Raw genomic sequence first — 19,730 nt, 5'->3', positions numbered from 1 at the left:
CCTGGGCTCAGCGGTAGCCGGCGCGGGGCGCTTCGGCGTGCCCGGCGTCGCGCAGCACCAGCTCCTTCTGGGCCAGCCGGAGGTCTGAATCCACCATCATGGCGGCCAGGGCCCGGATGTCCGTCTTCGGCTCCCAGCCGAGGATGCGGCGGCCCTTGCTGGCATCGCCCTCCAGGTGGTCCACCTCGGCAGGCCGGAAGTAGCGGGGGTCGATCTCCACGTGCTTCTGCCAGTCCAGGTCCAGGCGGCCGAAGGTCAGGCCCAGGAAGTCGCGGATGGTGATGCTCTCGCCGGTCGCCACCGCGTAGTCATCCGGCGTGTCCTGCTGCAGCATGCGCCACATGGCCTCCACGTAGTCGCCCGCGAAGCCCCAGTCCCGCCGGGCGTCCAGGTTGCCCAGGAACAGTTTGTCCTGGAGGCCCAGCTTGATCCGCGTGGCGGCCCGGGTGATCTTCCGGGTCACGAAGGTCTCCCCGCGGCGCGGGCTCTCGTGGTTGAAGAGGATGCCGTTGCAGGCGAAGAGGCCGTAGCTCTCCCGGTGGTTGATCACCTGGTAGTGCGCGTAGACCTTGGCGCAGGCGTAGGGGCTGCGCGGCTCGAAGCGGGTGCCCTCATGCTGCCGGGGCTTGGCGCTGCCGAACATCTCGGAGCTGCCGGCCTGGTAGAAGCGGATCTGCTTCTTGGTGTGCTTCATGTAGCTGCGGATGGCCTCCAGCAGCCGGATGACGCCCACGCCCACGACGTCCACGGTGTATTCCGGCTGGTCGAAGCTCACGCGCACATGGCTCTGGGCGCCCAGGTTGTAGACCTCGTCGGGCTGGACTTCGTCCAACAGGTTCCGCAGGGCCCCGGCGTCGGACAGGTCGCCGTAGTGAAGGAAGAACGAGGGATCCGGCGTCTCGCCCACGTGCAGGTGATCGATGCGGTCCGTGTTGAACAGGCTGGCCCGCCGCACCACGCCATGCACCTGGTAGCCCTTCGACAGGAGCAGCTCGGCCAGATAGCTGCCGTCCTGCCCGGTCACGCCCGTAATGAGTGCGGTTTTCTGCATGGGACCCTCGGATCAGGTGGGAAACCACCACTTTAACCCGTGGACGAACCCAGAGGAAGGACAGGTCCTCGCGCGGCCTCAGCACGGGGCGGCAATGGCCCTGGCGGTGTCCTCGAGCGTGAAGCGGGGGGACCAGCCGGTGGCCGCCATCAGACGGGACGGATCCCCGACCAGGGTCTCCACGCCGGGATTTGCGAACAGGATGGACCGGTCGAGGCCGTGGGCCTGGACCAGGGCGCGGACCAGGTCGGAGACGCGGGTGGGGCGGCCGGAGCAGAGGTTCCAGACGGACCCGCTCGGGGCGTCGAGATCCAGCAGATGGCGATAGGCCTCCACCGCGTCCCGCCAGTCGAGGAAATCCCGGATGTCATCGCGGCCCTGCATCCGGAGCGGGTTCTCGCCACTCTGGATGCGCTCCAGGAGATCGGGCACGAGCAGCCCTGCGGCCATGCCGGGGCCGATCAGGTTGAAGGGGCGGACGATGACGACATTCAGGGAGGTGCGCAGGCTCAGCGCCCAGACTTCTCCCAGGTGCTTGGACAGGGCGTAGGGATGGGTGGATCCGAGCGGGTCCGTCTCTTTCAGCGGCTGGGGGGCCGGAGCGTAGACGAAGGCGCTGGAGGCGAAGATGGCCTTGCAGCCGGGGGCCTTGACCGCCAGATGATCGAAGACCCTCGCCGTCATCCGCAGGTTGGCCATGACCAGGTCCTGGGTCCAGGTCATGCCGGGCACGGAATAGGCGGCGAGGTGGATGGCGGCGTCCCAGGGCCGGCCGTCTGGGGCCGGCAATGCTCCGTTCCCGAGGAGATCCACCGACCGGCAGGACAGCCCTGGAGCGCCGGCCTGGGGGGTCCGGTCCCAGATCTCGACCTCATGGGCCGCCTCCAGAAGCCGGGCTGCCAGTGCCCTCCCGACAAAACCGGAGCCACCCACCACAAGGACTTTCATGCATTCCGCTCCATGGATCCGAAGGTGCGCTGTGGGGCTGACATGACTCTGGGATGGGCCCCACATGGCGAGGCGTGGCGAAATGCTACCATCTAGCCCTCTGGAACACGGGTGTGGAAGCGGTTCATCAAGGAGGCCTGATGCGGCTTGGCGTGTTCCATCCCGCTTTCGAGACGGTGGGCGGTGCGGAGCTGCTGGTGGCGGCCCAGGCACGGTACTACCTCGATCAGGGGGCGGCCCCCGAGATCGTGACCTTGGGGTTCGATGAGGCGCGCTGGGGGTCCCGGCTGGCCGGTATTCCCGTCCACACCGTGCAGAAGCGCCAATGGAACGACGTCTTCTATGGCTGGAACCGCCTGGCCAAGCTGGGCCGGCGGGGCATGCGGGCCGCCCGGGTCCTGGAGGCCTACGACCTGGTGATCGCGCATAACTTCCCGGCCAGCGCGATGCTGGGGGCCGCTCCCATCAAGGCCCGCAAGATCTGGCAGTGCAACGAGCCCCCCCGGGGCATCCACCGGCGGGAAGCCAATCCCGTCCTGACGGCGAGGGTCCTGGCCACGGGCGGGGGAGGCCCGGAGGAGGCGACGCTGGCCTTCGCCCGGAACCTCGAGCAGCACGATCGGGGGATGGCCGGGAACACCAGTGTCCGGGCCCGCCACACCTACGATCTGGAGGTCACACGGGGCCTGGATCTCATCTACGCCATCAGCGAGTTCAGCCGGGACAACGCGCGGCGCATCTATGGCCGGTGCCGGGAGGAAGTGATCTATCCCATCGTCCGGTTTCCCGAGGGCGGCCGGACCCGCGCAGGCCTGGAGCGCTCCGTGCGCCGGGTGCTGGTCCACTCCCGCCTGGAGGCGTTGAAGAACATCGATACCGTCATCCGCGGCTTCTCCCTCTTCCAGGCCGCCAGTCCGGTCCCCTGCGAGCTCCATGTGGTCGGGACGGGCCCCCTCGCAGAACGGCTGCAGCAGCTGGCGGCGGGTTCCTGCCGGGCCGGCTCGGTCCGGTTCCACGGCTACCTCTCCGACCAGGACCTCCGCCAGGTGTACGAGGCCTGCGACGTCCTGGCCCTGCTGACGCTGGACGAGCCCTTCGGCATGGTCTTTCCGGAGGCCGCCGCCAAAGGCCTGCTGCTCGTGGGGCCCGACCATGGGGGTCCTCTGGAGATCCTGGATGGGGGACGGCTCGGCTGGGTCGTGGACGCCTTCTCCCCGGAGGCGCTGGCCGGGGCGCTGGAGCAGGTGTGGAGCCTCGACGATGCCGAAGTGGATCGCCGCCGGGAGGCCGCCGACCGCGCCTGCCGGGCCCGGTACGGCCTCGAGGCCGTGGGGCCCCAGCTCATGGCGCTTTTATCGGAAGCCTGACCCCGGGCCCCTGAACTAGACTGGGGGATGCTCTTCGATTCCCCCTCCTCCTTCGGCCGCGCCTTCCGCATCGTCACGTTCGGCGAGAGCCACGGGACCGCCGTGGGCGTGGTGATGGACGGGGTGAGGCCGGGGCTTCCCTTCGACCTGGAGGCCATCCAGAAGGAACTGGATCGCCGGCGCCCCGGCCAGTCGGACCTGGTGACGCCGCGGAACGAAGGGGACCGGGTGCAGGTGCTCAGCGGCGTCTTCGAGGGCCGGACCACCGGCCATCCCATCGCGCTGGCGGTGTTCAACGAGAACCAGCGGAGCGGCGACTACAAGGCCATCTCGGACCTGTTCCGGCCCGGCCATGCGGACCTCACCTACGATCGCAAATACGGCATCCGCGACCCGCGTGGCGGTGGACGCAGCAGCGGCCGGGAGACCGTGGCGCGGGTGGCGGCCGGCGCCTGGGCGAAGCAGCAGCTGGCCGCGCTGGGCGTTACGGTGCGCGGCTTCAACCGCGAGATCGCGGGTCTCGCCGGGACCGCGGTGGATTGGGCCTTCGTGGAAACCAACCCGCTGCGGGTGGCGGATCCCGAGGCGTTCCCGGCCCAGCGCGCAGCGGTGGAATCCGCCCTTGCCGACGGCGACAGCGTGGGCGGCGTCTGCGAGGTCTGGATCGAGGGGCTGCCCGTGGGGCTGGGGGATCCCGCCTTCGGGAAGCTGGACGGTCTGTTGGCCCTGGCCTGCATGTCCATCGGGGCGGTGAAGGGCGTGGAGCTGGGGGCGGGCTTCGCCAGCGCCCGCTGCCGCGGCAGCGAGAACAACGATCCGCTGGGACCCGAGGGACCCCTGAAGAACGACGCGGGCGGAACGCTGGGAGGCATCAGCACGGGCGCCCCGGTGGTGGTGCGCCTGGCGGTGAAGCCCACCAGCTCGATTTCCAAGACCCAGAAGACCATCGATCGTGAGGGGCACGCGGCTGACATCTCCACCCGGGGGCGCCACGATCCCTGCATCGCCCCGCGCATCGTGCCGGTCGCGGAAGCCATGTGCGCCCTGGTGATCTACGATGCCTGGCTCACGCAGCAGGACCTCCGCGAGGGGAGCGTGGCTCCGGTGGCGGAATGGGACTGGGAAGCCATCGAGGGCCTGTTCCCGGAATGAACGAATGTGATGACGGCCACATGCGCGGCCCCATGACGAACCGATGACCTTGCCTTCATCAGGCCAATCGACAATCGGATCCGATATGGAACCCGTCCTCCTCAGTTTCCACGCCCCTGTCCACGACCTGGACCAGGTGGCCCAGCATGTGGTGCGGGATGGCGTGCCCGCTCGTCTTCGCGAGTGGCAGCGCGCTACCGGCGCCCGCGAGCTCGTCTACCTGGCCACCTGCCAGCGGGTGCTCTGGATGATCTGGGGCGGCGACCCCGGCGCCCTCGACCCCGGCCCCGGCGTCCGCCGCTACGAAGGAGAAGAGGCCTGGGTGCACATGCTGGCCATGTCGGCCGGGTTGGAGTCCGCCAACCTGGGCGATCGTGAGATTCCCGGGCAGATGAAGGACGCTCTGGAAGCGGCCCGTCAGGTGGGCGTGGCCGGTGACGAGGCCCAGGCCGTCTTCGAGGATGTGATCCGGGAGGGGCAGCGACTCCGTTCGCGCTTGGGGCTGGCCGACGGCAACGTCAGCGTCGCCACCGTCGCCCTCAAGCACCTTTGCGAGGGACTGCCGGAGGGCTCGGCCATCGCCTTGGTGGGGGTGGGCCCCATGACCCAGTATCTGGCCGAGCGCCTGCCGGAGCGGGGCTTCAAGGTCTCCGTCGCCAACCGGACGAAGAGCAAGGCCCATGACCTGGCGGATCCCCTGGGCCTCGCGGTGGTGGACCTGCCCCGGCTCCAGCGCGACCCGGAGGGCTTCCAGGCCATCGTGAGCGCCACCGCCGCCCCGGAACCGATCTTCACTCTGGACGCCTGGCAGACCCTCAAGCGCCCGATCCTGCGCATCCTCGACCTGGCCCTGCCGCCGGACTCGGAGCCCGGGCTGGAGCAGCTGCCCTGGGTCCACCGGGTGGACCTGTCGGCCTTCCTCGCCCAGACCGCCACGGCGCGGGCTCAGCGGGCCGAGGCGGCCACGAAGGCCGAAGCCTTCCTCGTGGGCGCGGCAGGCCGCCTGCGCCACCGGGCCCACGCCCGGGGACACAAGCGCCACCTGGCCAGCGCGCAGGAGCGCCTGGACTCGGCCTGGGGTGCCCTGGAGGCCGAGGTGAAGGCTCTGGAGGATTCCATGCAGGGGCTGGACGAGGCCCAGCGCGAGGCCCTCAAAGAGATCCTGACCCGGGGGCGGACCCTGGCCTTCCGGGCCCTGATCCAGACCCAGCCCAAACCGGACCCGAACGGAGAGGCAGCCCAGCCATGAAGCACGTCACCGTCGCCACCCGCGGATCCGCCCTGGCCGTGGGCCAGGCCGAACCTCTCGTGAGGTTCCTCGAATCGAAGGGCTATGAAGTGTCCTGGCGGAAGTTTTCGACGTCCGGCGACCAGTGGCTCCAGGGGCCCCTGGACAAGCAGGTGGGCGGAGGCTTCTTCACCAAGGAACTGGAGGACGCCATGGCCGCCGGCGCGGCCGACCTCCTCATCCACAGCCTGAAGGACGTCTCCCTGGAACGGCCTGCGGGCATCATCTCCGCGTGCATCCCGAAGCGCGAGGATCCGTCCGACTGGCTGGTGATGCGCCCCGACGCACCTGAGAACCTCACCATCGGCACCAGCGCCGTGCGGCGGGAGCGCGTGCTGAGCCAGCTCTTCCCCAAGGCCCGCTTCACCTGGATCCGCGGCAATGTGCAGACCCGCCTCCAACGTGTGCGCGACGGCGTCCTGCGCGATGAACCCATCCACGCCACGCTGCTGGCCGCCGCGGGCCTGAAGCGCCTGGGTCTGGATCTGTCCGGCCTCACCGTGCGGCCCCTGACGCCCGACGAGCTGCCTTCGGCGCCGGGGCAGGGGGCCCTTCTGGCCGAGGCCCGGGCGGACCGGCCTGATCTCATCGAGGCCCTCGCCGAACTCCACGACGCCATGACCGCCCGCTGCGTCGCCCTCGAGCGGAAGGTACTCGCGGGCATCGGCGGCGGCTGCCAGCAGCCCCTGGGCGCCCTGGCCACGCCGCAGGCGGATGGGACCTTGCTGCTGCGCGCCGCCTACGCCCCGGAAGGTGAACTCCGCCGGGCCGAGGCCCGGGGCACCGAGGATGCGGTCCTCCTGAAGACGGTCCTCCAGGGTATCGGCCTGTCATGAGTGCTGCGGCCGTCCTCCCCCGCCTGGCCCTGGCCCGCCCCGCCCAGCACCCGCTGGCGGACACGGTGCGCAAGGCCGGCTGGGAGCCTGTGCCGTACGCCTTCACCAGCCTGAAGGTCTGCGCAGGGCCGCCGCCGATCCCCTTCACGGAGGCCCAGGCGCTCCTGGTGCTGAGCCCTTCGGGGGCCCAGGTGGCCGCGCCTCGCCTGCCTGCGGGGATGCTCTGCCTGGTGCAGGGCGCCGGCACGGCGGACGCCCTCGGGCGGGAGGACCTGGAGATCCGGCTGCCGCTCGAAGCCCGGGCCGAGGCCCTCTGGGAGCTGCTGCGAACCACCTTCCCCGACGGCGGAGACTTCATCCTGGCCCGCGGCGAGCGGAGCCGGGAATACCTCGAGGTGGCGACGCGCGGAACCGCCTGGCGAATCCATCCCTGGGTCACCCACCGCGAGGTGGCCCGGGACCCGTTCCCGCCCCTGCCGGAGGTGGAGGCGGTGCTGGCCCTCAGCCCGCTGCAGGCGGAGATCCTGGCCCCCATCGCCCGCGGCGTGCAGCGTTTCGCCTGGGGGGAGGCCACCGCCGAGGCCTTCGCCCAAGCCGGAGCCCCCGCCCACGATCGCTGTGAACCCAAGCCCGGCCTGCTCTGGGCCATGCTCGCGCAACATCTGAACAAGGAGGAGTCCCCATGCTGAACCGCTCCCGCCGCCTCCGCACCAGCGCCGCCATGCGCAACCTGGTCGCCGAGACCGATCTCCGGCCGCGCCACCTCATCCAGCCCCACTTCGTGATGCCCCAGGCGGGCAGCACCGAGATCGCCAGCATGCCCGGCATCGTCAATGCCGGCGTGGAGGAGACGCTGCGGCAGGTGGAGAAGGACCTGAAGAATGGGCTCTCCAGCGTGCTGCTCTTCGGCGTGCCGGACGATGCCTCCAAGACCCCTGACGCCCGCTATGCCTGCGATTACAACGGCGTGGTGCCTGTGGCCGTGAAGGCGCTGAAGCAGGCCTTCGGCACGGACCTCATCGTCATGACCGACGTCTGCCTCTGCGGCTGCACCAGCCACGGCCACTGCGGCCTGGTGGACGAGAACGGCGTGGTGCAGAACGACGAGACCCTGCCCATCCTGGCGGAGATGGCCCTCCGCCACGCCGAGGCGGGCGCGGACGTGGCCTCCCCCAGCGACATGATGGACGGCCGCGTGGCAGCCATCCGCGAGCTCCTGGACCAGAACGGCTTCACGCAGACCAGCATCCTCAGTTACGCCATCAAGCACTCCGGCGCCTACTACGGACCCTTCCGGGAGGCCGCCCACAGCAGCCCGAAGTTCGGCGACCGCAAGACCTACCAGATGGATCCCCGCAACGCCCGCGAGGGGCTGCGGGACGCGCTGCTCGACATCGACGAGGGCGCGGACATGCTCATGGTCAAGCCCGCCCTGCCGAACCTGGACCTCATCTGGCGCCTGCGCCAGGCCACCCTGGCGCCCATCTGCGCCTACCACGTGTCCAGCGAGTTCAGCAGCGTGAAGGCCGCCGACCGCCTGGGCTGGGTGAACGGCGACCAGCTGATGTACGAGCACCTCATCGCCATCCGGCGCGCCGGCGCCGACATGATCGTCACCTACGCCGGCCGCGAGGCGGTCGAGAAAGGCTGGATCTCGTGAGCAACGACACCCTGTTTGCCGAAGCCCTGACCCACTTCCCCGGTGGCGTCTCCAGCCCCGTGCGGGCGTTCCGGGCTGTGGGCGGCACGCCCAAGTTCTTCAAGAAGGCCAGCGGCGCCTGGTTCGAGGACGAGGACGGCCAGCGCTTCCTCGACCTCTGCATGTCCTGGGGCCCGCTGATCCTGGGGCACGCCCACCCGGACATCCTGGCGGCCGTGACCGAGTCCATGCAGGAGGGCCTGACCTTCGGCGCCCCGAGCCGCCGCGAACTGGCCCTGGCCCGCAAGATCAAGGCGATGGTGCCCTTCGTGGAGAAGATGCGCTTCGTGTCCTCGGGCACGGAAGCCGTCATGTCCGCGCTGCGCGCCGCCCGCGGCTTCACGGGCCGGGATCGCATCCTGAAGTTCGAGGGCTGCTACCACGGGCACAGCGACGGCCTGCTGGTGAAGGCGGGATCGGGCCTCATCACCTTCGGCGCCCCCACCAGCGCGGGCGTGCCCAAGGGCATCGCCGAGCTGACCTCCGTGGTCACGCTCGATGACCTGGAGACCCTGGAGCGCACCTTCGCCGAGATCGGGAATGAGCTCGCCGCGGCCATCATCGAGCCCATCCCCGCCAACAACGGCCTGCTGCTCCAGCGCCCCGAGTTCCTCAAGCGCCTGCGGGAGCTCTGCACGAAGCACGGTGTGGTCCTCATCTTCGACGAGGTCATCAGCGGCTTCCGCGTGGCCCCCGGCGGCGCGGCGGAGCGCCTGGGCATCACCCCCGATCTGGCCACCTACGGCAAGATCATCGGCGGCGGCATGCCCGTGGGCCTCTACGGCGGCCGCAAGGACATCATGGGCGTCGTGGCGCCTGACGGCCCGGTCTACCAGGCGGGCACCCTGTCGGGCAACCCAGTGGCCATGGCCGCGGGCCTTGCCACCATGGAGAAGCTGACCCCGGCCTTCTACGCGAACCTGGAAGCCAACGCCACTAAGTGGGCCGAGGCCTTCGAGGCCATCCCCGGCCTCCACTGCCCCCGCTACGGCAGCCTGCTCTGGCCCCTGTTCCAGGACGGCGTCCGTCGCAGCGATGCGGTGAAGGGCGAGGCCATCAGCAGCTTCAACCGCCTGCACAAGGCCCTCCTGGGCCAGGGCGTCTATCTGCCGCCCAGCGGCTACGAAGTGGCCTTCCTCGGCGCCGCCCACGGCGAGCCCGAGCTGGCCCACTTCAAGCAGGCCGTGGCCGCCGTGGCCAAGGACTTCGCCTGATTTCCCCCGGGATGCGGCGATTCTGTGCCTGCATCCCGCCTGTTTCTGTGATGACATGTTTCCGGTGATGGAATGACCCAGCCCCTCCTCCGAGTCCTGAACGGCGAAGCCCTCGACAAGCCCCCGGTGTGGTTCATGCGCCAGGCCGGGCGCTTCCTGCCCGAGTACCGCGCCGTGCGGGCCAAGGCCACCTTCGAGCAGCTGCTCAACGACTCGGATCTGGCCGCGGAGGTGACGCTGCAGCCCATCCGCCGCTTCCCCCAGATCGATGGCGCCATCATCTTCAGCGACATCCTGGTGATCCTCGACGCCCTGGGCTGCGAGGTGACGATCCCCGAAGGCGGGCCGCGCATCGGCAAGACGCTGGACCAGATCGACCTCGACCGTCCCCTGGACGAGAAGGTCTTCGAGCCCGTCTGCGAGGCCATCCGCAAGGTAAGGAAGGAGCTGCCGGCCAAGGTGACCATGCTGGGTTTCGCCGGCGCCCCCTGGACCCTGCTGGCCTACGGCATCGAGGGGAAGGGCAGCAAGTCCTGGGCGAAAGCCAAGGCCTTCATCCACCAGGAGCCGGTGCTGGCCCGGAAGTGGATGGACAAGCTGGCGGATGCCGCCGCCCGCCTGCTGAACCTGCACATCGAGGCCGGCGCCCAGGGCGTGCAGCTCTTCGATACCTGGGCCGGCGAACTGGATGCGGACGACTACGCGACCTTCGCACTGCCTTCCGTGGAGCGCACCCTGTCCCAGGTGACGGCCGCCCCGACGCTCTTCTTCGCCCGCACCGGCTACCTGCCGGATTCCCTGAATCAGCTGTCCTGCAACGGCCTCGCCGTGCCCTGGCAGGTGCCCATCGCCGAAGCCCGGCGCCGCTTCCCCAAGATGGTGCTCCAGGGCAACCTCGACCCCATCGCGCTGCTGGCCGGGGCGGACACGGCCAAGCGAAAGGCCCGGGCCATCGTGGACGCCATGAAGGGCCACCCGCACATCTTCAACCTCGGCCACGGGCTCACGCCCGAGACCGATCCCGCCGTGGTGGCCGCCGTCCTTGACGAGGTGAAGGCATGAACCAGCTCGCCGATCTCATCCGCCGCTACGACCGGCCCGGGCCGCGCTACACCGGCTATCCCATGCCGCCGGTCTGGTCCGACGACTTCCCGGAGCCCGAGGTCCTCTCCGCCCTGGAGCGTGCCAATGCCCGCCAGGATGAGGCGCTGTCGCTCTACCTGCACATCCCGTTCTGCCCCCGGCGGTGCGCCTACTGTGGCTGCAACGTGGTCGTGAGTCCCCAGTACGATCCCGTGGAGGCCTACCTGGCCGCGGTGACCAAGGAACTGGACCTGGTCTGTTCCCGCCTCAAGGATCGCCGCAAGGCGCTCCAGCTGCACTGGGGCGGCGGCACGCCCACCTACCTGAAGGCGGCGGATCTCAAGCGCACCTTCAACCTGTTCAAGGAGCGCTTCGAGTTCCAGCCCGGCGCCGAGATCGCCATCGAGGTGGATCCCACCTTCCTGGAGCCGGACCAGCTGCCTGCGCTCCGCGAGCTGGGCTTCAACCGCGTGTCCTTCGGGGTGCAGGATCTGGATGAGAACGTGCAGGCCCTCATCACCCGCGGCCAGACCTGGGACCACACCCTCACGGCCATGAAGCAGTGCCGGGACCTGGGCTTCGAAGGCGTGAACCTGGACCTGGTCTACGGCCTGCCGGGCCAGACCATGGACACCTTCAAGCGCACGCTGGAATCCACTCTGGAGCTGTCCCCGGACCGCATGGCCATCTACGGCTTCGCCTACCTGCCCAGCATCATGCCCTTCCAGCGGAGCATCCCCGCCGAGACGCTGCCCACGCCCGAACTGCGTCTGGACCTGCTGCTGCTGGCCTCGGACATCCTGGAGAAGGCGGGCTACGTGGCCATCGGCATGGACCACTTCGCCCATCCCGACGACCCCATGGCCAAGGCCGTGCTGGAAGGCAAGCTCATCCGCAACTTCATGGGCTACGCCGTGAAGGCGGGCACGGACCTGGTGGGCTTCGGTCCCAGCGCGATCTCGAACGTGGCGGGCGTGTATGCCCAGAACGAGAAGATCCTCGCCAAGTGGGAGCGGAGCATCACCGACGGCCACTTGGCGGTCCACAAGGGACATCGTCTTTCCGAGGACGACGAGCTGCGGCGCTGGGTGATCCACCACCTCATGGGCCACTTCGAGCTGAAGTGGGACGACCTGAAGCAGCGGTTCGGGGTGGACGGCCCCGTCCTGTTCGCCGATGCCGTCGCCCAGCTCCAGGAGGAGGTACCTCAGGGCACGGTGGAGATCCGCCCCGAGGGCATCTTCATCACGGACCTGGGCCGGCGCTTCGTCCGCAACCTGGTGCAGCCCTTTGATGCCTATCTGGCCAAGCTCAGCGCCAAGACTCCTTTTTCCAGGACGGTGTGACGCCCGGCATTGAATAGCTGACCGCAAGGCCTACATTGAGGGCTGTGGAGACCCGCCCGCCCGGGCCTTGGCTCCCGGCCGAAGGCCCTTCCGGTGGTCTTCGCGAACCTGCCTGGCCTGTCCAGGCGATGTCGCGGAGGATTCCATGTACCGGACTCTGTTCCTGCTGCTCCCGGCCCTGACGCTCCAGGCCCAGGATTCGGCCATTCCGAACTCCGTGGAGGTGCGTTCCGGAGTCTTCGTCCTGCGGGGCGCGCCGAACCAGGCGACCTGCGATGCCATGAAGAAGGAGCACATCACCCACGTCATCGACCTCCGCCGGGACGAGGAGCCCAACCTCGACTGCGAGTCCGAGTCCTCCCGCCTGCAGGAGCTGGGGATCCACTATCAGCGCTATGCCATCAGCAAGACGCCTCCGGCCGCCGATTTCGATTTCCTGAGGGCCATGCTGCGCGACCTGCCGAAGGGCTCGAAGGTGGTTGTCCACTGCAACAATGGCAACCGCGCCGCTGCCGCCATCTGCCCCTGGCTGGTGCTCGACCGGGGCATGCCGGTGGCCGAGGCCATGCGGATCGCGGCGGAGGCCGGGCTGAAGCTGCCTGAAACGCAGGAAGCGGTGCGGCGCTACCTGGCCAAGATGGGCCGCACCTGAGGTCGGCTCAGGCTTTGGGCTCCTGGTACATCCCCTCGATCTGGGCCGAGTACATCTGGTTGATCACCCGGCGCTTCACCTTCAGTGAGGGGGTGAGTTGCCCGCCTTCCAGGGTCATCTCCTGGTCGAGGAGAACCATCTTCTTGATGCGCTCGTAGTTCGACAGGCGTTCGTTGACGCGCTCGACGCGGCTGCCGATCTTGGCGAACACCAGAGGATTCTGGATGAGTTCGGCGTGCGTCTTGAACGCGATCTTCTTGTACCCGGCCCAGCGCACCAGGCTGTCGAAGTTCGGCACGATGAGGGCGCTGATGAAGTTGCGCTTGTCGCCGATGAGCACGGCCTGGGAGATGTACTTGTCCACCTTGAGCAGGTTCTCGATGGGCTGCGGGGCGACCTTCTTGCCGCCGCTGGTGACGATGAGCTCCTTCTTCCGGTCCGTGATGTAGAGGCGCCCCTGGTCATCCAGGTGCCCGATGTCGCCGGTGTGGAAGTAGCCATCCTCGTCGATGGCCTCCCGGGTGGCCTTCTCGTTGTTCCAGTAGCCCAGCATGATGTTCGGCCCCTGGCAGAGGATCTCGCCGTCCTCCGCGATCTTCACGAAGGGGCGACCGTTCCAGTCCGTGTAGAGAGGGCGTCCCACACAACCCGGAATCACCTCGCCGAAGCGGCTCACGGTGATGATCGGGCTGGTCTCCGTCAGACCGTAGCCCTCGAGGATGGGGATCCCGAGGATCCAGAAGAACTCCATGATCCTTCCGCCCAGGGGGGCCCCGCCGCTGACGGCGATCTTCATCCGGCCGCCGGTCTTCTGGCGGATCTTCTCGAAGACGACCGCCTTGGCGGTGCGGTACCACAGGCCCTTCCAGGAAGGGGGCTCCTGGCCCTTCAGCAGGTAGGGCACGGCCTGGCGGCCGGCCAGCATGGCCCAATGGAAGATCAGCCGCTTGATGAGGCTGCCCGCGGACACCGTGTCGTAGATCTTCGCGTAGATCTTCTCGTAGATGCGGGGCACCGACGCCATGAGCGTGGGGCGGACCTCCAGCATGTCGGCGGCCACGGTGGCGACGCTCTCGGCGTAATAGATCGAGGCGCCGGCATGGAACCAGAGGAAATGGCCGGCCATGCGCTCGAAGATGTGGGTGAGGGGCAGGAAGCTCAGGGCCCGCTCGTTGTCCGTGATGTTGGATACCGTGGCCCGGCCCGCGAGGACATTGGACACCAGGTTGCCATGCGTGAGGATGGCGCCCTTGGGATCGCCGGTGGTGCCCGAGGTGTAGATGAGGGTGAGGACGTCCGAGGCCTTCCGCTGCTCGCCCCAGACGCGGACCTCGGGCCGGCGGGCCTCCATGGCCTCCCCTTCACGCTGGAGATCCGCCCACAGCATCAGGTTCCGGCCCGTGTCCGCGGGGAGTTCCCCGTCGATGAGCACGGCGGCTTCGAGATCAGGCAGTTCCGCCCAGTGGGCGAGCACCTTGTCGAGCTGTTCGCAGGTCGAGCAGAGCACCCACCGGGACTGGCTGTCCCGGAGGATGAAGGCCGCCTGCTCGCTGTTCAGCGTGGCGTAGATGGTGACGTCCGGAACGCCCTGGATGGCGCAGGCAAAATCGGCGATGGCCCACTCGGGGCGGTTCTCGGACATGAAGGCCACGTGATCCCCGGCCTTGATCCCACGCGCGGCCATGGCCAGCGCGAGCCGCTCCACCATGGCCACCAGTTCCGCATGGGAGATGGGCACGTAGACGCCATTGCGCTTCGACGCCAGGGCATCCGGAAGGTTCCTTTCCGCTGCCGCATAGAAAAGCTGGGCAATGGTCTCGATGGGCTGCGCCACAATGACTCCGGATGCTTTTGGATGTGAGGTCATGGTAACAGGGAACACGGCAGCCCCGCTGGGGGAGGGCATCCAGGCCTTCCATCTGGAGCAGCGCGCCCGCGGGGTGTCTCCGCACACGGCTCGGGCGCAGAAGGGTGACCTGGACAAGCTCCTGGACCATGCCGTCCGCGGCCAGTGGGACCACTGGGAAGTCAGTCCCCGCACCGTGCGCGGGTTCGCGCTGGAACTGGGCGACCGGGGCCTCGACCCGGCCAGTCAGGCGCGCATCCTCTCCACGGTCCGCGCCTTCTTCCACTGGCTGTGGGAGACCCGACGCATCGCCAAGAATCCCGCGTCGGGGTTGCGGAACCCCAAGCAGCCCAAGCGCCTCCCCGCGTTCCTCACCGAGGGCGAGAGCCGGGCCCTGCTGGATCTGCCTGCGGCCGTGGACTTCCCCACCGCACGCCTGGCCTGCCTGCTGGAGCTGCTCTATGCCTCAGGCCTGCGCGTCTCAGAGCTGGTGGGCCTGGACCTCCAGGATCTGCTGGCGGAGCAGCGCACCCTGCGGGTGCTGGGCAAGGGCCGCAAGGAGCGGCTGGTGCCCTACCATGCGCAGGCGGCGGAGATCCTGGAGGCCTACCTCAGGTACAGGTCTGCCTTTCTCGCCCAGAAGGAACTGCCACCCAGTCCGGCGGTCTTCCTCAACCAGCGGGGCGGCCGCCTCACGCCCACCAGCGTGCGCGCCCTCCTGCGATCGGCGCTGGAGGCGGCCGCGGTTCGGTCCCGCGTGAGCCCCCACGCCCTGCGCCACAGCTTCGCCACCCATCTGCTGAACCGGGGGATGGACCTGCGGGCCATCCAGGAGCTGCTGGGGCACGCGAGCCTGAGCACCACGCAGCGCTACACTCATCTGGGCCTGGAGGAACTGGCCCGGACCTACGAAAAAGCCCACCCCCGGGCGAAAGGCTAGGAGCACCCCCATGGATTTCGTCATCCCCGTCCCCTCGGCCCCGGTCCTGCCGGTCGCGGATTCCGCCGCCCTCTTCCCGGTGCGCCGGATCTACTGCGTCGGAAGGAACTATGCGGATCATGCCCGGGAGATGGGCGGGAATCCGGACCGCGAGCCCCCGTTCTTCTTCGGCAAGCCGTCGGATACGGTGGTGCCCCGCGGCGGCGACATCGCCTACCCGCCCCTCACCTCGAACCTGCACCATGAGGTGGAGCTGGTGGTGGCCCTGGGCGGCGGCGGGCGCGACATCGCCCCGGAAAAGGCCCTGGCCTGCGTTTACGGCTACGCCGTGGGCATCGACCTCACCCGCCGCGATCTCCAGGCCAAGTTCAAGGACAAGGGCCAGCCCTGGGAGATGGCCAAGGGTTTCGACCAGTCGGCGCCGGTGTCGGCGGTGATGCCGGCTGCGCGATGCGGGCATCCGGCCGCCGGCGCCATCTGGCTGTCGGTGGACGGGGTCGATCGCCAGCGCGGGGACCTGGCCCAGATGACCTGGAATGTGCCCGAGGTGATCGCCCACCTGTCGGCCTTCGTCGCGCTGGCGCCCGGCGACCTCATCTTCACCGGCACGCCCTCGGGCGTGGGGGCCCTGGTCCGCGGGAACAAGGTCCGCTGCGGCATTCAGGACATCGGCGAGCTGGAGATCGTCCTGGTCTGATCCGGCGCCTGCTCAGGGGGCCGGGCGCACCTTCACATGGGCGCCCTCGGACAGCCCCCAGGCCTGCATGACTTCCCGGGGGATGGCGACATGCTTCTCCGGGAGTCCGGCCAGGAACTCCACCCGCTCCACGGCCGGTCCCTTGGGCCAGATCACCCGGAGGTTGACGACGCCGTGGCGGTAGGGGCCGAGGACGGTCCACCAGCCTTCCATGGCCTTGGGCAGCCCGATGTGGTCCGCCTTCTTGAAGAGGCCGGTCTTCAGCTCCACGACGGTGACGTGGGCATCCGGCTCCAGCACGTCCAGCCGGCCCGCCTCTTTCAGGAGGGAGGCCGCCTGGAGGACGGCCACGTCGTTCTGCCCCGTGGCCGCCATGACATCCTGGAAATCGCGGTAGCCGTCGAAGAAGGGCATGATCCGGCGGTCCTCGGCGTAGACCTTGATGCCCTCCAGGAGTTGGGGCGGCCGCATGGTGGGCCAGGGCACCGCAGTCAGCCGCGGGAAGATCCCGTGGAGGCGCCTTCGGCTGTCCTGGAGTCGCGCGGAGTCCATCAGCAGGTCCGGCACGGTGCGGCGGATCGAGGCGGGCACCTGGATCTGGGTGGCGAGAAACTCGAAGTGGCCGGCGACCCACTCCAGGATTTCGAAGGCGGCGGTCTCACCGCGGGCCGAGACGGTCTCGGCGTGGATCACCTCGCCATTCGAGAAGTAGAGCACACCGCTCGTCTTCCCTGAGGTCACCTGGAGCATGCCCACCTTCCGGTTGACGTGGAGGAGCTGGACCACGTCGGTGAGGGCAATGCTCTCCAAGGTGCCGCGGAGATTGCTCAAGGCCTGGTCTCCGCCAGGGCCGCCAGCATCTCCTCCACCGATCGTTCCAGGCCCACCAGCACGGCTCGTCCGATGAGGCTGTGGCCGATGTTCAGCTCCTCGATCTCGGAGATGGCGGCGATGGGGCCCACATTCTGCAGGTTGAGGCCGTGACCGGCCAGGACCCGCAGGCCCAGGCGGCTGCCCAGGCGGGCGGCGTCGCGGATCCGGCCCAGTTCGAGCGTGGCATCGGAATCCATGGGCAGGTCGCTGTAGACCCCCGTGTTCAGTTCCACCGCATCCGCCTCCAGCTTGGCGGCCATCTTCACCTGGTCGAGGACCGGGTCCACGAACAGGCTGGCGTGGATGCCCGCGCTGTGGAGTTCCCGGATCACGGGGCGCAGCATGCCCTGAAGGAAGATGGCGTCGAGGCCGCCCTGGGTGGTGAGCTCCTCGCGGCTCTCCGGCACCAGGGTGATCCAGGAGGGCCGGAAGGGGACGACGGCTTCCAGGGATTCAGGCGTGGCGGCGCACTCGACGTTCAGGGGGATCGCCAGGACTTCCTTCAGCACGCGAAGGTCCCGGTCCTGGATGTGCCGGCGGTCGCCCCGGAGGTGGACCGTGATGCCATGGGCGCCCGCGCTCTGGGCCAGCAGGGCCGCCGCCACCGGTTCAGGCTCATGGCCGCCCCGGGCCTGCCGGAGGGTGGCCACATGATCGATATTCACACCAAGCCTGAGGTTCAATGCGGGCTCCAGTAGCTGATGTCCTTTAGCTTACCCTCCAATCGTCTGGATGGAGGCTGGTCTGGAGGTCAAAAAAAGAAGTTGAAACACCTATATAAACCACCCATGCTTGGTCCATGGCCGGATCACCCTCGCTCCCCACCCTGTTCCTCGCCCACGGGTCGCCCATGCTCGCGCTGGACGGCGAAGCCTGGGGCGAAGCCGTGTCCGTGCTTGGGCGCCGCCTGCCGCCGCTGCGCGGCATCCTGGTCTGTTCGGCCCACTGGGAGGCGTCCGGCCCCTTCCTGCTCTCCTCGGCGGAGAAACCGGGCGTCATGCACGACTTCGGCGGCTTTCCCGAAACCCTCTACACCCTGGACTATCCCGCGCCGGGCTCGCCGGCCCTGGCGGTGGAAGCCGCGGGCCTCCTCCACGCCGCGGGGCTGGAGGTCGGGCTTGATGCCCAGCGTCCCCTCGATCATGGCGCCTGGGTGCCCCTGCGCTACCTGGCGCCCAAGGCGGACATCCCCGTGGTGCAGCTCTCGCTTCCCCGGCCCCGGACCCCTGAGCTGCTGATGGCGGCTGGTCGCGCCCTGGCCCCCCTGCGGCAGTCAGGCGTGCTCATCCTCGGCAGCGGGGGCGTGGTCCACAACCTCCGCCGGCTGGACTGGCAGGACGCCTCAGGTCCGCAGCCCTGGGCCCTGGCCTTCCAGGACTGGGTGGGGGAACGCCTGGCGGCGCAAGACTCCGCCGCCCTCGCGGACTGGCGGAAGGCCCCCGGCGCGGCGGAATCCGTGCCCACCTCGGAGCATCTGGATCCCCTCTTCGTGGCGCTGGGCGCGGCCCAGGCCGCGCCCGAGCCCGTCTTCGAGGGCTGGCAGCTGGGCAGCCTCAGTCTGGCGAGCTACCTCTTCGCCTGAAGACTGCAGCGCGCCTCAGCCCATCGTCTTCCGGAACCGCCCCGCGGCCAGGAGCAGCATGCCGCTTCCCAGAAGGGCCAGAGCCAGCATCTGAGGCCACAGGATCTGGAGGCCCAGCCCCTTCAGGAAGACGCCACGGATGATGACGAGGTAGTAGCGGAGGGGATTCAGGTAGGTGAGTACCTGCACCACCTTGGGCATGTTGGCGATGGGGTAGACGAAGCCCGAGAGCATGAAGGCGGGCAGCATGAAGAAGAACGCCGTCATCATGGCCTGCTGCTGGGTCGAGCTCACAGTGGAGATGAAGAGGCCCACGCCGAGGGTGCTCAGCAGGTACAGGCCCGTGCCGAGAAACAGGATCGGCGGGAAGCCGAGCATGGGGACCCGGAACCAGAAGACGGTGATGAGGGCGATGACGGCCACGTCGACGAAGCCGATGACGGCGAAGGGGATGGTCTTGCCCAGGATGAACTCCACCCGGCCGATGGGGGTCACCATGATCTGCTCCATGGTGCCGACCTCCCGCTCCCGCACGATGGACATGCTGGAGAGGATGATCGTGAGCACGGCCACGAGCATGGCCAGGACGCCGGGAACGAAATAGTTGCGGCTGTCCAGGTTGGCGTTGAACCAGGCACGGGAGACGAGGACGACGGGCTCGGCATCCAGATGCACCCCGGCCGTCCGCGCGAAGCGCTGTTCCATGAGTGACCGGTTGAAGTCGGCGGAGATCCTGGCGGCGTAGGTCAGGGCCACGCTGGCCGTGTTCGAGTCGGAGCCATCCAGCAGGAACTGGGCCTGGGCGCTGCCGCCTCCGGACAGGGCCTCGGAGAAGCCCCGGTTGAGCCGCAGGACCGCCTTCGCCTCTCCGGAGTCCAGGACCTCCTGGACCTCCGGCTCGGAGGTGATCCGCCGCACCACGTCGAAGCATCCGGATCCCTCGAACCGGGCGACGAGATCGCGGGTGGCGGGGGTCCGATCCAGGTCGTAGACCGCCATGGCCACGTGGCGCACGTCGGTGTTCACCGCATAGCCGATGATGATGATCTGCGCCACGGGCATGACGAACAGGACGGCCCGCATCCTGGGGTTGCGGAGGACCTGGATGAATTCCTTGACGAGCATCCGGTAGAGGCGTTCGAGCACGGGTACCTCC

The 19,730-nt window shown here is 68.8% G+C and carries 19 protein-coding genes; 13 read left to right on the top strand and 6 right to left on the bottom strand.

Annotation, left to right across the window (positions count from 1 at the left end; genetic code table 11):
- Positions 1-7 precede the first annotated feature (7 nt).
- Together gmd and MLE43_RS03150 are read right to left on the bottom strand one after the other, a co-directional pair.
- Complete coding sequence (gene gmd / locus MLE43_RS03155; RefSeq protein WP_243301697.1) at positions 8-1,051, bottom strand: GDP-mannose 4,6-dehydratase; 1,044 nt, start codon at positions 1,049-1,051, stop codon at positions 8-10.
- Positions 1,052-1,129: 78 nt separating this feature from the next.
- Positions 1,130-1,999, bottom strand: coding sequence for an NAD-dependent epimerase/dehydratase family protein (locus tag MLE43_RS03150; protein ID WP_243301691.1), 870 nt, complete (start codon positions 1,997-1,999; stop codon positions 1,130-1,132).
- A 140-nt stretch (positions 2,000-2,139) separates the two neighbouring features.
- Here MLE43_RS03150 and MLE43_RS03145 point away from each other — a divergent pair, with 140 nt between their 5' ends.
- The 10 genes from MLE43_RS03145 (at position 2,140) to MLE43_RS03100 (ending at position 12,636) form a co-directional block, all read left to right on the top strand.
- A complete protein-coding gene (locus tag MLE43_RS03145) occupies positions 2,140-3,366 on the top strand; it encodes a glycosyltransferase family 4 protein (protein WP_243301688.1) in 1,227 nt (408 codons plus the stop codon).
- A 27-nt stretch (positions 3,367-3,393) separates the two neighbouring features.
- Positions 3,394-4,518: a chorismate synthase gene (aroC, locus tag MLE43_RS03140; RefSeq protein ID WP_243301686.1), complete on the top strand. Its 1,125-nt coding sequence runs from the start codon at positions 3,394-3,396 to the stop codon at positions 4,516-4,518.
- An 85-nt stretch (positions 4,519-4,603) separates the two neighbouring features.
- Entirely contained in the window at positions 4,604-5,767 is a 1,164-nt protein-coding gene (locus tag MLE43_RS03135) for an NAD(P)-binding domain-containing protein (RefSeq protein ID WP_243301684.1), read from the top strand.
- Positions 5,764-6,642 (top strand): hydroxymethylbilane synthase, encoded by an 879-nt coding sequence (gene hemC, locus MLE43_RS03130; protein WP_243301680.1) that lies wholly within the window; start codon positions 5,764-5,766, stop codon positions 6,640-6,642. The genes MLE43_RS03135 and hemC overlap by 4 nt, the downstream gene beginning before the upstream one ends.
- Positions 6,639-7,331, top strand: coding sequence for a uroporphyrinogen-III synthase (locus MLE43_RS03125; RefSeq protein ID WP_243301678.1), 693 nt, complete (start codon positions 6,639-6,641; stop codon positions 7,329-7,331). The genes hemC and MLE43_RS03125 overlap by 4 nt, the downstream gene beginning before the upstream one ends.
- On the top strand, positions 7,325-8,302 hold the full coding sequence (gene hemB / locus MLE43_RS03120; protein WP_243301668.1) for a porphobilinogen synthase: 978 nt from the start codon (positions 7,325-7,327) through the stop codon (positions 8,300-8,302). Before MLE43_RS03125 ends, hemB begins: the two co-directional genes overlap by 7 nt.
- A complete protein-coding gene (hemL, locus tag MLE43_RS03115) occupies positions 8,299-9,555 on the top strand; it encodes a glutamate-1-semialdehyde 2,1-aminomutase (protein WP_243301667.1) in 1,257 nt (418 codons plus the stop codon). The genes hemB and hemL overlap by 4 nt, the downstream gene beginning before the upstream one ends.
- Before the next feature lie 72 nt (positions 9,556-9,627).
- Complete coding sequence (gene hemE / locus MLE43_RS03110) at positions 9,628-10,617, top strand: uroporphyrinogen decarboxylase (protein ID WP_243301665.1); 990 nt, start codon at positions 9,628-9,630, stop codon at positions 10,615-10,617.
- On the top strand, positions 10,614-11,984 hold the full coding sequence (hemN, locus tag MLE43_RS03105; RefSeq protein ID WP_243301662.1) for an oxygen-independent coproporphyrinogen III oxidase: 1,371 nt from the start codon (positions 10,614-10,616) through the stop codon (positions 11,982-11,984). Before hemE ends, hemN begins: the two co-directional genes overlap by 4 nt.
- Positions 11,985-12,129: 145 nt before the next feature.
- Positions 12,130-12,636, top strand: coding sequence for a dual specificity protein phosphatase family protein (locus tag MLE43_RS03100; RefSeq protein ID WP_243301660.1), 507 nt, complete (start codon positions 12,130-12,132; stop codon positions 12,634-12,636).
- Between the two features lie 7 nt (positions 12,637-12,643).
- Here MLE43_RS03100 and MLE43_RS03095 read toward each other — a convergent pair whose 3' ends face one another.
- Positions 12,644-14,470 carry an AMP-dependent synthetase/ligase gene (locus tag MLE43_RS03095; RefSeq protein WP_243301658.1) on the bottom strand — a complete coding sequence of 609 codons (1,827 nt, stop codon included), beginning with the start codon at positions 14,468-14,470 and terminating at the stop codon, positions 12,644-12,646.
- Between the two features lie 31 nt (positions 14,471-14,501).
- Between MLE43_RS03095 and MLE43_RS03090 the strand changes: the two genes are divergently transcribed.
- Positions 14,502-15,422 (top strand): tyrosine-type recombinase/integrase, encoded by a 921-nt coding sequence (locus MLE43_RS03090; protein ID WP_243301657.1) that lies wholly within the window; start codon positions 14,502-14,504, stop codon positions 15,420-15,422.
- A gap of 10 nt (positions 15,423-15,432) precedes the next feature.
- On the top strand, positions 15,433-16,119 hold the full coding sequence (locus MLE43_RS03085) for a fumarylacetoacetate hydrolase family protein (protein ID WP_243301654.1): 687 nt from the start codon (positions 15,433-15,435) through the stop codon (positions 16,117-16,119).
- Positions 16,120-16,131: 12 nt separating this feature from the next.
- Here MLE43_RS03085 and MLE43_RS03080 read toward each other — a convergent pair whose 3' ends face one another.
- Positions 16,132-16,950: a DUF4388 domain-containing protein gene (locus MLE43_RS03080; protein ID WP_243301651.1), complete on the bottom strand. Its 819-nt coding sequence runs from the start codon at positions 16,948-16,950 to the stop codon at positions 16,132-16,134.
- Positions 16,947-17,675, bottom strand: a complete 729-nt coding sequence (locus tag MLE43_RS03075) for a pyridoxine 5'-phosphate synthase (RefSeq protein WP_243301650.1) — start codon at positions 17,673-17,675, stop codon at positions 16,947-16,949. Before MLE43_RS03075 ends, MLE43_RS03080 begins: the two co-directional genes overlap by 4 nt.
- Before the next feature lie 116 nt (positions 17,676-17,791).
- On the opposite strand from MLE43_RS03075, the gene MLE43_RS03070 reads away from it, so the two are divergent.
- Entirely contained in the window at positions 17,792-18,574 is a 783-nt protein-coding gene (locus MLE43_RS03070; protein WP_243301648.1) for a DODA-type extradiol aromatic ring-opening family dioxygenase, read from the top strand.
- Positions 18,575-18,589: 15 nt separating this feature from the next.
- Here the strand turns inward: MLE43_RS03070 and MLE43_RS03065 are convergent, their stop codons facing one another.
- Positions 18,590-19,720: an ABC transporter permease gene (locus tag MLE43_RS03065; protein WP_243301646.1), complete on the bottom strand. Its 1,131-nt coding sequence runs from the start codon at positions 19,718-19,720 to the stop codon at positions 18,590-18,592.
- Positions 19,721-19,730 lie beyond the last annotated feature (10 nt).

The sequence above is a fragment of the Geothrix oryzisoli genome, from assembly GCF_022808865.1.
Lineage (GTDB): Bacteria > Acidobacteriota > Holophagae > Holophagales > Holophagaceae > Geothrix > Geothrix oryzisoli.
This window is presented reverse-complemented; position numbering and strand designations above follow the sequence as displayed.